At 72.5% G+C, this 11,700-nt stretch carries 13 protein-coding genes; all 13 read right to left on the bottom strand.

Features of this window, described 5'->3' with window-relative positions; all coding sequences use genetic code 11:
* Positions 1 to 24: 24 nt before the first annotated feature.
* Entirely contained in the window at positions 25 to 1,050 is a 1,026-nt protein-coding gene (locus L1857_RS04785) for an NAD-dependent epimerase/dehydratase family protein (protein WP_094003712.1), read from the bottom strand.
* Between the two features lie 192 nt (positions 1,051 to 1,242).
* The gene (locus tag L1857_RS04780; protein WP_017986394.1) at positions 1,243 to 1,344 is read right to left on the bottom strand and encodes a 30S ribosomal protein bS22; all 102 of its coding nucleotides are present in this window, start codon (positions 1,342 to 1,344) and stop codon (positions 1,243 to 1,245) included.
* Positions 1,345 to 1,472: 128 nt separating this feature from the next.
* Positions 1,473 to 1,685, bottom strand: coding sequence for a helix-turn-helix domain-containing protein (locus tag L1857_RS04775; RefSeq protein ID WP_094003711.1), 213 nt, complete (start codon positions 1,683 to 1,685; stop codon positions 1,473 to 1,475).
* A gap of 188 nt (positions 1,686 to 1,873) precedes the next feature.
* On the bottom strand, positions 1,874 to 2,680 hold the full coding sequence (gene proC, locus L1857_RS04770) for a pyrroline-5-carboxylate reductase (RefSeq protein WP_116111614.1): 807 nt from the start codon (positions 2,678 to 2,680) through the stop codon (positions 1,874 to 1,876).
* A 412-nt stretch (positions 2,681 to 3,092) separates the two neighbouring features.
* Positions 3,093 to 3,287 carry a hypothetical protein gene (locus tag L1857_RS04765; protein ID WP_162831129.1) on the bottom strand — a complete coding sequence of 65 codons (195 nt, stop codon included), beginning with the start codon at positions 3,285 to 3,287 and terminating at the stop codon, positions 3,093 to 3,095.
* Between the two features lie 25 nt (positions 3,288 to 3,312).
* A complete protein-coding gene (locus tag L1857_RS04760; protein WP_094003708.1) occupies positions 3,313 to 4,140 on the bottom strand; it encodes a thioesterase family protein in 828 nt (275 codons plus the stop codon).
* On the bottom strand, positions 4,137 to 5,063 hold the full coding sequence (locus L1857_RS04755) for a proline dehydrogenase family protein (RefSeq protein ID WP_094003707.1): 927 nt from the start codon (positions 5,061 to 5,063) through the stop codon (positions 4,137 to 4,139). The genes L1857_RS04760 and L1857_RS04755 overlap by 4 nt, the downstream gene beginning before the upstream one ends.
* 83 nt (positions 5,064 to 5,146) lie before the next feature.
* Positions 5,147 to 5,920 carry a sugar phosphate isomerase/epimerase family protein gene (locus tag L1857_RS04750; protein ID WP_094003706.1) on the bottom strand — a complete coding sequence of 258 codons (774 nt, stop codon included), beginning with the start codon at positions 5,918 to 5,920 and terminating at the stop codon, positions 5,147 to 5,149.
* A 25-nt stretch (positions 5,921 to 5,945) separates the two neighbouring features.
* Positions 5,946 to 7,622, bottom strand: a complete 1,677-nt coding sequence (locus tag L1857_RS04745) for a hypothetical protein (protein ID WP_205413311.1) — start codon at positions 7,620 to 7,622, stop codon at positions 5,946 to 5,948.
* Positions 7,623 to 7,710: 88 nt separating this feature from the next.
* Entirely contained in the window at positions 7,711 to 8,718 is a 1,008-nt protein-coding gene (locus tag L1857_RS04740) for a Ppx/GppA family phosphatase (RefSeq protein WP_116111613.1), read from the bottom strand.
* A gap of 66 nt (positions 8,719 to 8,784) precedes the next feature.
* Positions 8,785 to 9,474, bottom strand: a complete 690-nt coding sequence (locus tag L1857_RS04735) for a response regulator transcription factor (protein WP_094003703.1) — start codon at positions 9,472 to 9,474, stop codon at positions 8,785 to 8,787.
* On the bottom strand, positions 9,474 to 10,694 hold the full coding sequence (locus L1857_RS04730) for a sensor histidine kinase (RefSeq protein ID WP_162830528.1): 1,221 nt from the start codon (positions 10,692 to 10,694) through the stop codon (positions 9,474 to 9,476). The genes L1857_RS04735 and L1857_RS04730 overlap by 1 nt, the downstream gene beginning before the upstream one ends.
* Before the next feature lie 107 nt (positions 10,695 to 10,801).
* Positions 10,802 to 11,692: an oxidoreductase gene (locus L1857_RS04725; RefSeq protein ID WP_094003702.1), complete on the bottom strand. Its 891-nt coding sequence runs from the start codon at positions 11,690 to 11,692 to the stop codon at positions 10,802 to 10,804.
* Between the last annotated feature and the right edge of the window lie 8 nt (positions 11,693 to 11,700).

Here is an 11,700-nt window from a genome sequence, read left to right as displayed (position 1 = left end):
CTTGCCCCGCTTTCCTCTCTCTGGTCATCGGACTGCCGCCAGCACCTTGCCGACCGCTCCGGCCAGCTGCTCACCATCCAGCACGGGCCGCAACCCGCGCCCGGTGACGTAGTCGTCGAAGGCCGCCTCGCTGGACCACCGCGGCCGGTACCCGAAGACCGCGACCAGCCGGGTGGTGTCGACGACCCGCCCGTAGTTCAGCAGGCGCACCTGGTCCGGCGAGAAGTCGACCCTCGCGCCACGCAACATGCTGCCCACCGTGCCGATCATGGTCCGCGGCACCGGCAGCTCGACCCGGCCCGCTCGCCGGATCGCTTGCGACAAGGTGAGTACCCCGTCCCCGCCGGCGTTGAACACGCCCGGCTTGTCCTCCAGGGTCGCCTTCTCCAGGATCGCCAGCGCGTCCGACGAGTGGAGCAGCTGCAGCCGCGCGTCGAAGCCGAGCACCGTCGGCACGACCGGGAGCGCGAAGTAGCGGGCCAGCACGGTGTCCACGTCCGGCCCGATGACGTTGGTGAACCGGGTGGTGGTGATGGTGAGGTCGGGCCTGCGGCGGGCCAGGCCGCGCACGTAGCCCTCCATCTCGACGGCGTCCTTGGCGTAGCCGCTGGACGAGGCCGGGATCAGCTCGGAGTCCTCGGTGAAGACGGCGGGCGAGCGCGCCCCCGCGCCGTAGACCGCGGCGGTGGACTTCACGACGAGCTTGCGCACCCGGGGCGAGCGCTGGCAGGCGGCGAGCAGGCGCATGGTGCCGATGACGTTGACTTCCTTGATCGCCGTGCGGCGGGCGGGGCCGGCCGGGTGCACGGTGGTCGAGCAGTGCACGACCGTGTCGACGCCGGCGGAGTCGATGACCTTGGCGATCAGCGGGTTGCGGATGTCGGCCCGCACGAACTCGGCGTGGCCCAGGCGTCGGAGGACCGTCCTGGGCGGTGGCGCGGTGTCGACGCCGATGACCCGCTCGAGGTCCGGGTTGTTGCCCAGCCGTACCAGCAGCCTGCCTCCGAGTTCGCCGCCGACCCCGGTGACCAGCACGACGTTGGACGCCATGAAACCCCCTGACAAGGGTGTGGATGTGGTGTTCGCGGCAGTGGCCGATGCTACCCCGGACCTCGGCCGGAGTCAGGAGGCCTAACACGCTGTTAACCCAGGTCAGGGACTTTGGTCACTGATCGCCGCGGAAAAAGCGCGCGGCCCGTCCAGGATCTGGACGGGCCGCGTGAAGAGGCGTTCGCGCAGGGCTTACTTGCCCTGCTTGCGACGCTGCATCCGCGTCCGGCGCAGCAGCTTGCGGTGCTTCTTCTTGGACATGCGCTTGCGGCGCTTTTTGATCACCGAGCCCACGGGTGCTCCTTCACGTTTCGTCTGCTTCACACGCTGCCCAGCGCAACGTCCAAAGAGTTGAAGCGCTACAGGCACGAGCGGCCCTTAAGGTTACCGGGCGGGCCCGCGCCGCGGCGCGGGCCCCCGGCCTAACCCACATCGAAGTAGGCGTTCTCCAAATACTGGTGGACGGCCTTCTCGGGCACCCGGAACGACTTGCCGACGCGAACGGCCGGTAGCTCGCCCGAGTGCACGAGCCGGTAGACGGTCATCTTGGAGACGCGCATCAGCGCGGCCACCTCGGCGACCGTCAGGAACTGGACCTGCCCGACAGCGGGCACGTCCTTGTTGTTCGACGGCATACGTCACCGTGCCCTTCGACACGTGTCGTGCCGCTCGGCTTCCCCACCGGGCGGTACCGACACGCACGTGCTTCACCCTTGAGGGTAGCGGGACACCTGGGGCCAATGCGACGCCCGGCGGGTACTTTCCCGCGAAAGAGCCCGGTCGGCGGCGCCCGTTCGGCCTAGTCAGGGCCGGTGCGCGGGGCTCATTCGTGGGCTTTGCCGAGTTCCACGGACCGGTCCCGCGCCGCTTCGATGGCGGCCAGCAGCGCGGCGCGGACGCCGTGCTTCTCCAGTTCGCGGATCGCGTTGATGGTGGTGCCGGCCGGGGACGTGACGGCCTCCCGCAGGATCACCGGGTGCTCGTCGGTCTCGGCGAGCATCTTCGCGGCGCCCACGGCGGACTGGATGATCAGCTTCTCCGCCACCGCGCGGGGCAGGCCGAGCAGGATGCCGGCGTCGATCATGGCCTCGACCAGGTAGAAGAAGTAGGCGGGGCCGGATCCGGACAGCGCGGTGACGGCGTCCTGCTGCGCTTCGGGGACCTCGACGACCTGGCCGACGGTGGCGAGCATCTCCGTCACCAGCGCGACGTGCTCGGGGGTGGCGTGCTTGCCGGGCGACACGGCGCTCATCGCCTCGCCGACGACCATCGGGGTGTTCGGCATGACCCGCACGACCGGCACGCCGTCCGGCAGCCGGCGCTCGTAGAGGCTGGTGGGCAGGCCCGCGCACAGCGACACGACCAGCGAGTTCGGCCCGACGAGCGGCGCCAGCTCGGTCAGGACGGGCTCGATGTCCTGCGGCTTCACGGCGACGACGAGCACGTCGGCGCGCTTGGCGGCCTCGGTGACCTCGACCCCGGCGATGCCGTAGCGGGCGGTCAGCTCGGCGGCGCGCTCCGGGTGGCGTTCGGTGAACAGCAACTCCTCCGCGCTGCGACCGCCCTGCAGCAGGCCCGCCAGCAGCGCCTCACCGATCTTCCCCGCCCCGAGAACCGCGATAACCGTCATGGCACCAGCGTGCCAAAGGCCGCTCAGGGCGCCGGTGCCAGGGGCCGCTCAGCGGCGGCGCAGCACGGCGCGGGAGGCGCCACACAGCGCCGCTGGCGAGCGCACCGCCACGCGGCGCCCACCGCACGCGCCCCTCAGGACACCAGCTCGAAGAGCCGCCCGCCCACCACCGCCAGCGCGAGCCCACCCCAGCGACCACCCGGCGCCAGAAGCACCACCACGGAGCGCCGCCCGCCGCGCACACCACCACCCGGCGCCCACCGCACGCGCCCCTCAGGACACCAGCTCGAAGAGCCGCCCGCCCACCACCGCCAGCGCGAGCCCACCCCAGCGACCACCCGGCGCCAGAAGCACCACCACGGAGCGCCGCCCGCCGCGCACACCACCACACCGCAGCTACCGCACGCGCCCCTCAGGACACCAGCTCGAAGAGCCGCCCGCGCACCACCGCCAGCGCGAGCCCACCCCAGCGACCACCCGGCGCCAGAAGCACCCACCAGGCAACGCCGCCCGCCGCGCGCACCACCGCCAGCGCGAGCCCACCCCAGCGACCACCCGGCGCCAGAAGCACCCACCAGGCAACGCCGCCCGGCGAGCGCACCGCCACACCGCAGCTACCGCACGCGTACCCGTCAGGGCGCCGGGGCCAGGGCCAGTTGCCGCGCCTGGCAGACCAGCCGTCCGGCGGAGTCGATCACCGTCGCGTCCGAGTCGAACCACGCCTCCTGCACCGTGCGGCAGTCGACCTGCACGCGGAGCCATCCGGGGGCCGGGCGGGCGCGCACCAGCGCCGTCAGCTGGGCCGTCGGCGCCCAGCCCAGCCGGCCCAGGTTGAACACCACCGGCGGGTTGATGTCGCCCGCGAGCAGCGCGAAGTACGCGTCCGGCACCGAGTAGCGCGGCTTGACCCACAGCCGCAGCCGCGGCGGATCACCGTTGCGGCCGGCCAGGTACCCGGCCGTCGCGGGGTCGATGCGCACGTCGCAGCCCTTCGCCAGGTTGAACACGCCCTCCGACGTCTCCCCGGCCAGGTGGATCGCCCGCGGCGGCGGTTCGACCGGCATCTGCGGCAGGTCCGCCCAGTCCGCCCGCCGCACCGGCAGCCGTCCGGTGGTGACCGTCGCCTCGACGCAGCTGCGCCCGCGCTGCTCCAGCCGCACCGCGACGACCGTCGCGCGGCGGCCGACCTTCCGGATGTCCGTCCGCAGCAGCGCCGGGCCGATCGCGGGCGGCCGCAGGAACTCCGCGCTCACCGCCAGCGGATCCGTCGACGGCTCGCCCCGCTCGGACAGCACCGCCAGCGCCGCGCGAGCCATCAACGCGATCAGGAATCCCCCGTGCGGGTGGCCGCCGATGGACCACTCGTGCCGCAGATCGGCCGTCAGCGTGCCGTCGCCCAGCGACCGGACCGCGCACGCGGCCTCGAAGGACGCCGGGTCCGGAACCTCTGCCGCGCTCACGAACGGCTGACCAACGCGCGCAGGAAGAACAGCAGGTTGGCGGGCCGCTCGGCGAGCCGCCGCATCAGGTAGGGGTACCAGTGCTCCCCGAACGGCACGTACACGCGCACCGTCTCCCCCTCACCGGCCAGGCGCCGCTGCTCGTCCGGACGGACCCCGTAGAGCATCTGGTACTCGTAGCTGCCCTGCTTGCGGCCGTACCAGCGGGCGCGCTCGGCCAGGATCGCGATCAACCGCGGGTCATGCGTGGCGAACATGGGGTAACCGTCACCGGACAGCAGCAAGTTCGCACAACGGACATAACTGAGGTCGACCTCGTGCGCCCGCGAGAACGCCACCTCGTCCGGCTCGGCGTAGGCCCCCTTGCACAGCCGGACCCGCGAGTCCGGCACCGCCAGCGCCCGCACGTCGTCCTCGGTGCGGCGCAGGTACGCCTGCAGCACCCCGCCCACCCACGGCCAGGTGCGGCGCAGCTCGCCGAGCACGCGCAGCGTCGCGTCGGTGGTGGTGTGGTCCTCCATGTCGAGCGTCACCGTGGTGCCGCACTGCTCGGCCCCCGCGCACACCCGGTAGGCGTTGTCCAGCGCGAGCCGCTCGTCCAGCCGCAAGCCCAGCGCGGACAGCTTGACGCTGACCTCGACCCGCGCGGCCAGGCCCTCGGCGTAGAGCCGGTCCAGCAGCGCCAGGTAGGTCTGGACCGTCTGCTCGGCCTGCGCGGGCTCGGTGACGTCCTCGCCGAGGTAGTCCAGCGTCACCCACAACCGGTCGTCGACCAGACGGCCCACACGCGTCACCGCTTCGGCGACCGTGTTCCCGGCGACGAACCGCTCGACCACTCCGGAGGTTCCCGGGGTTGTCGCCACGAGGTGGCGGACCACCTCGCTTCCGGCGGCGGCGAGGATCAGCGAGCGCAGCGGGTTCACAGCGGGAACTTTACGTGTTCATCTATCGGAAGCCCACGATCCGGGCCGCCACCCACCCGGAGAAGTTGATCTTGTAATACGACTCACTGACCGAGGTGGAAGCGGGCGAACAGCAGCGCCTCGGCCAGATCGCGGGCCCGGTCCACGGCGCTCGCCGCGCGCCGCGTGTTGACCTCCAGAACCACCTGACCGGTGAACGAGCTCGCGACCAGCTTCTCCAGCAGCTCCGCGCACGGCTGGTTGCCCCGGCCCGGGACCAGGTGCTCGTCCTTCGGGACACCCGTCCCGTCCGCGAGGTGCACGTGCGTCAGGCCGCTGCCCATCCGCTCGGCCAGCGCCATCGCGTCCATGCCGGCCGCGGCGCTGTGCGACAGGTCGAGCGTGTAGTGGCGATACCCGACTTCCGTAGGGTCGATCGACGGCCGGAACGCCGACACCCGCGCGTCGCGGCGGCCGCCCGGCGGGCGGACCTTGAACATGTTCTCGACCGCGATCTCGACCCCGGTCTCGTCCTCCAGCTCGGCCACCAGGTCGGCGAACATGTCGCCGTAGCGGCGTTGCCACCGGAACGGCGGGTGCACCACGACGGTGCGCGCGTCCAGCTCGATGGCCGCCTCGACGCTGCGACGCAGCCGCACGACCGGGTCCGGCGACCACACCCGCTGCGTGATGAGCAGCGACGGCGAGTGCACCGACAGCACCGGCACCCCGGTCTGCCGGGACAGCCGCCGCAGCGCCGCCACGTCCTGGCTGAGCGGGTCGACCCAGACCATCACCTCGACCCCGTCGTAACCCAGCCGCTGGGCCAGCTCGAAACCGGCGCCGGCCCGCAGCGGCCAGACCGACGCGGTGGACATCCCGATCGGTACCGGCACGCTCGCACTACCTCGACAAGAGCAACAACGCCGCGGGCGAGACGGTCACCACGAGACCGACCAGCACCGCGAGCACCGTGGTCTGGATGTCGTCCGCGCGGCGGATGCGCCGCACGATCCACACCAGCCCGACGATCACGACCAGCGCGGCGATCAGCGCGGCGGCCGGGATCTGGCCCCACAGCCAGTTGAAGCCCAGCCACACGGCCGCACCGCCGACGACGCCGCCGGCCAGCTGACCGGCCATCGACAGCCACTGCTTGGCGGGCGAGGGCTCCGGCTCCCGCTTCTTGGCGCGGGCCGGCTCGTCGGCGGCCTCCTCGGGCTCGTCGTCGTAGTCGTAGGGCTGCTCGGCTGCCTCCCCGGCCGGGTCGAACTCGTCCACGTCGTCGTCATCGTCGGCGAACGGGTCGTGGAAGCCGGTGGCCTCCAGTGCCTCGCCGGGGTCGTCCTGCGGCGGGCGGCCGGGCAGATGCGGCGGCGCGTGGAACCCGGTCGGCTCGTCGGCGTCCGGCGTGTCCCGCACCGGCGGCATGAGGCCGACCTCGGTGTCCTCCTCGGCCGGCGCCTCCTCCCGGCCACGGCGCCACCGCTGCAGACCGGCCGGCGGCGCGGACAGCCCGGCGGGCGGCGCGTCGGGGGCCGGGTCGTCGACCGGCTTGACCTCGCCGACCGGCTCGAACTGCTCGGTGCTCGGGTCCGGCGGCGGCGAGACGCGCGCTGGGGCGCGACGCGGACGCCGCGGCGGCGGGAACGTGCCGGTGGCACGGCCCCCGGTGGGCGGGGCGTCCGGGTCGACCGGCACGTCGAGGCCGTCCAGGCGCGCGGCCAGCCCGGTGCCGGTCTCCTCGCCGGGCGGACGGCGCCGCAGTGGCGGCGGCACGGCCTCCGCGGGCGGCACCGGCAACGCGCCGGACTCCTGCGGCGGCAGCGGCAGCGCACCCGACTCCTGGGGCGGGCGACGCACGAAACCGGAGTCCTGCGGATGCGGGCGGCGCAGCGGCATGGAGTCCTGCGGCGGAGGCGGCAGCGCGCCGGTGTTCGGGCGCGCGAAGCCACCCGAGTCCTGCTGGCCGCGGCGCGGCGGGACACCGGAGTCGGGCGCGACCGGCCGCGGCAGGGCCGCCGAACTCTGCTGACCAGGAGAAATCGGCTGACCAGGAGAAATGGGCTGACCAGGCGGAACGGGCTGGCCTGGGGAAACGGGCGGAACCGGCGGCCCAGGCGGCTCGGGGGTCACCGGCCGCGGCAGGGCGGCCGAACTCTGCTGGCCGGGGTTCTCCGGCGGCACGACCGGTCGCGGCATGGCGGCCGAGCTCTGCTGACCAGGGGGAACGGGCTGGCCAGGGGGAACCGGCGGCGCGGGCGGGCCCGGCTCGGGACGGCGGAAGCCACCCGAGTCCTGCCTGCCCGGCGAGTCGGGCATGGCGCGCCGCCCGCCGTTGCGTCCCGGCGGCGCCCCGTTGGGCCCGGGAGGCGCGCCGTTGGCGCGAACCCGGTCGATGATCGCCTGCGGACCGGTCTCCGTCGGGTCCTGGGCGCGACGCGGGCCGTCGTTCTCCTCCGGCGCGTCGTCGTCGGCCGCGCGCCGGCGGCGCCGCCTGCCCTCGATGTTCCCGCCGTGCAGGGCGAGCAGCTCGGCGACGGTCTTCTGCGAGCGGTCTTCTCGGCTCTCTCGGCTCATCGTGTCATCCCAAACAGCGCGTAGGGCCACAAGACGCGGGCTCGTGTACCGCACACGCCCACCACCGCCTTACGCATCCTTCCGCCTTTCACCGTGCCTGATCGAGCTCACCGAGGTCCAGCCGGTTGCTGTCACCGGTGGTTCTGCCGCGCCGAACAGTCGCCTCGTCACCGTTGGAGTGATCAAGTCGCCGCAGGATGACGCCCTCTCGCAGCGCCCAGGGACAGATCTCCAGTTCTTCCAGCGACAGCGCCCGCATCGCGGCCTGCGCCACCAGCGCGCCACCGGCCAGCTGGTGCGCGCGGCTCGCGCTGACCCCTTCCAGTTCGGCGAGGTCGGCCGCCTCCATCCGGGAGATGAACGCGATGAGCTGCCGCAGTGCGGTCTGGGACAGGGTACGGCGTACCCGCGGACCGGCTGCGGAGGGAGCCGCCCCGGTCAGCCTGGCCAGGGATCGGAAGGTCTTGGAGGTGGCCACCACGCGGTCCGGGACACCGAACTTCGCCACCCGCTTCGCCAGCGGCGCGAGCTGGTCCTCCAGCCAGGCCGAGGTGGAGACCAGCTCGGAGCGCGTGGGCGGGTCGTGGGCGAACCGGGTGCGGGTGATCCGGCCCGCGCCGAGTGGCAGCGACTCCGCCAGTGCCGGCTCCTCGTCGATCCCCATCGCGACTTCCAGCGAACCGCCCCCGATGTCGAGCACCAGCAACTGACCGGCCGACCAGCCGAACCACCGGCGTACCGCGAGAAAAGTCAACCGCGCCTCGTCAACACCGGACAGCACGGTCAGCTCGACACCGGTCTCGTCGGCGACCTTGCGCAGCACCTCGGAGCTGTTGTCGGCCTCACGGACCGCCGAGGTGGCGAACGCCATCAGCTCCTCGCAGCCCAGCTTCGCCGCGGAGACCTTCGCCTCCTCGATGGCGGCCACCAGCGCCTGCGCGCCCTGCTTGGAGAGGTGGTTGTTCCTGGTGATCTGCTCGGCCAGCCGCAGCACGGTCTTCTCGGAGTGCATCGGCGTCGGGTGCGCGCCACGGTGCGCGTCCACCACGAGCAGGTGGACGGTGTTGGACCCGACGTCGAGTACCCCTAGGCGCACAAAGCCCTACGGTACCGGTCCGCACCGTGTGCGGCCGCAAAGTGCCGGATAGGCCACCTCCGCTTGTCAGGACTCGAACTTGTACCCCAGGCCGCGGACGGTGACCAGGTGGCGCGGTGAGCCCGGGTCCGGCTCGATCTTCGAGCGCAGCCGCTTGACGTGGACGTCCAGCGTCTTGGTGTCGCCGACGTAGTCCGCGCCCCACACCCGGTCGATCAGCTGACCGCGGGTGAGCACCCGGCCGACGTTGCGCAGCAGGTACTCGAGCAGGTCGAACTCCTTGAGCGGCAGCGACACCTCGCCGCCGTCGACGGTGACCACGTGCCGCTCGACGTCCATCCGCACCGGGCCGGCCGCGAGCACCAGCGGCGCCAGCTCGCCCTCGCCACCGGTCTCGCCGCCGCGGCGCAGCACCGCGCGGATGCGGGCGATCAGCTCGCGCGCCGAGTACGGCTTGGTCACGTAGTCGTCGGCGCCCAGCTCCAGGCCCACGACCTTGTCGATCTCGCTGTCCCGCGCGGTCACCATGATCACCGGCACGGCCGAGCGCTGCCGCAGCTGCTTGCAGACGTCGGTGCCGCTCATGCCGGGCAGCATCAGGTCGAGCAGGACGATGTCGGCGCCGTTGCGGTCGAACTCGTCCAGGGCCTGCTGGCCGGTGGTGGCGACCGCGGCCGTGAACCCCTCCTTGCGCAACAGGAAGGCCAACGGGTCGGCGAAGGACTCCTCGTCCTCGACGATGAGCACTCTCGTCACTACTTTCCTCCCTGGTTCCGGCCGTCTTTCGCGGCGGTGACGACGAGCCGCGACAGCTGCGCGGGGGTCTGGTCGTCCGGGGCCGCGGGGGTTCCGTCCCCGTTGCGCCCGGACTGGTGCATCGGGATCCGCAGGGTGAACGTGGATCCCGTGCCCGGCATGCTCCACAGCTTGACCTCGCCGCCGTGGTTGGCGGCGACGTGCTTGACGATGGCCAGGCCGAGCCCGGTGCCGCCGGTGGCGCGCGAGCGCGCCTTGTCCGCGCGGTAGAAGCGTTCGAAGACCCGCTGCTGGTCCTCCTCGGCGATGCCGATGCCGCGGTCGGTCACCGCGATCTCGACCATGCCACCGGACAGGCGGCGGCTGATCGACACCGGGCTGCCCTGCGGGGAGTAGTTCACGGCGTTGTCGAGCAGGTTCGACAACGCCGTGACCAGCAGCGTCCGGTCGCCCTCGACGAGCAGGCCGCTCGGCTCGTCGGTGGTGATCTCGATCTCGCGGGACTCCGCGGACAGGCGGGTGCGGCCCAGGGCCTCCCGCACGACGGCGTCCACCTCGACCACGTTCAGGTCGGGCAGCCGCTCGGCGCCCTGCAGCCGGGACAACGCGATCAGCTCGCTGACGAGCGTGCCCAGCCGGGTCGACTCGTGCAGGATCTTGCCGCCGAAGCGGCGCACCTCCTCGACGTCGTCCGCCGCGTCCAGCACCGCCTCGGCGAGCAGCGCGATCGCACCGACCGGGGTCTTCAGCTCGTGGCTGACGTTGGCCACGAAGTCGCGCCGGACGGCCTCCAGCCGGGCGGCCTCGGAGTGGTCGACCGCCTCGACGACGGTGAACCCCTCGCCGAGCGGGCGGATCTCGGCGACCACGGCCTCCGGCTGGCGGCCACGGGCCTCCAGCGGGGACAGGTCGATCTCCATCGGATCGCCGGTCTCCTCGACCTGCTCGGCCGCGACCCGCGCCCGCGGATCGGCGCGATTGGCCTGGACCAGTCCGAGCGCCTCGGCGCGGCGGTTGAACAGCACCAGGTCGCCGAAGCGGTTCAGCACCAGGATCCCGTTGTTCGACGAGCGCACCAGCCGGAGCAGCAGCTCGGCGACCGTGGGACCGCTCGGCCGCCGCTGGGCCCGCCGCTTCCGCACCTGCGGAACGAGAAAACCGGCGACCAGGCCGACCAGCAGACAGCCGACGGCCAGCAGGACCGCACCGGGTGCACTCACGGGTGAATCGTAAGCATGGAAGTGGCCGTTTGGCCTAGTCCCGGCTGCCTTCTCGTGATGGCTGTGACACCTTCACAACGCGTGTTCGCACCCGGTTCAACCTGCGTTTACTCACCTCGTCCCGGCTCGTGACCATTCACCCCGTCGAGCCGTGCGAGATCCTCTTCGGACAGCCGCAGCGACGCCGCCGCGATGTTCTCCTCGAGGTGCCCGACGCTGCCGGTGCCCGGGATGGCGAGCACGTTCGGTCCCTGGTGGAGGGTCCAGGCGAGCCGCACCTGGGCCGGGGTGACGCCGTGGTCGTCCGCGACGGCCTGGACGGTCTGGTCCTCGGTGCCGCCGGCGATCGCGAAGAACGGGACGAACGCGACCTTCTGCTCGGCGCAGAGGCGGACGAAGTCGTCGTCCTCGCGCCGGGCGGTGAGCCCGTACTGGTTCTGCACGCACACCACCGGCGCGATGGCCTGCGCCTCGGCCAGGTGCTCCGGGCCGACGTTGGAGATGCCCAGGTGCCGGATCAGGCCCTGCTGCCGCAGCTCGGCGAGCGCGCCGAACCGGTCGGCCAGTGAGCCGGCGCCGCGGTCCAGGGTGCTGCCGATGCGCAGGTTGACGACGTCGAGGTGGTCGCGGCCGAGCTGGCGGATGTTCTCCTCGACCTGCAGGCGCAGCTGCTCGGGGCGTGCTTCGGGGAGGAACTCGCCGTCCGGGCCGCGGCCGGGGCCGACCTTGGTGGTGATCACCAGATCGTCCGGGTAGGGGTTCAGCGCGGTGCTGATCAGCTCGTTGGCCGAGCGCAGCGGGGAGAAGTAGAAGGCGGCGGTGTCGATGTGGTTGACGCCCAGCTCGACGGCCCGGCGCAGGACCGCGATGGCCTGGTCGCGGTCGAGCCTGCCGTCGCCGGAGATGGCCAGGCGCATGGCGCCGTAGCCCATGCGGTTCACGGTGAGATCGCCCAGCTGCCAGGTGCCGGCCGCGGCGGCGTTGATCGTTTCGGTCATGGCTCCAG

The organism is Amycolatopsis thermalba (assembly GCF_023376025.1).
In the GTDB taxonomy this organism is placed as follows: domain Bacteria; phylum Actinomycetota; class Actinomycetes; order Mycobacteriales; family Pseudonocardiaceae; genus Amycolatopsis_E; species Amycolatopsis_E thermalba.
This window is presented reverse-complemented; position numbering and strand designations above follow the sequence as displayed.

What these genes read in the sequence shown, in the direction of transcription:
- proC (WP_116111614.1), bottom strand. Translation starts at nt 2,680, where the DNA reads ATGACGGTTATCGCGGTTCTCGGGGCGGGGAAGATCGGTGAGGCGCTG.
- L1857_RS04745 (WP_205413311.1), bottom strand. Translation starts at nt 7,622, where the DNA reads ATGAGCCGAGAGAGCCGAGAAGACCGCTCGCAGAAGACCGTCGCCGAG.
- L1857_RS04725 (WP_094003702.1), bottom strand. Translation starts at nt 11,692, where the DNA reads ATGACCGAAACGATCAACGCCGCCGCGGCCGGCACCTGGCAGCTGGGC.
- L1857_RS04775 (WP_094003711.1), bottom strand. Translation starts at nt 1,685, where the DNA reads ATGCCGTCGAACAACAAGGACGTGCCCGCTGTCGGGCAGGTCCAGTTC.
- L1857_RS04750 (WP_094003706.1), bottom strand. Translation starts at nt 5,920, where the DNA reads ATGTCCACCGCGTCGGTCTGGCCGCTGCGGGCCGGCGCCGGTTTCGAG.
- L1857_RS04785 (WP_094003712.1), bottom strand. Translation starts at nt 1,050, where the DNA reads ATGGCGTCCAACGTCGTGCTGGTCACCGGGGTCGGCGGCGAACTCGGA.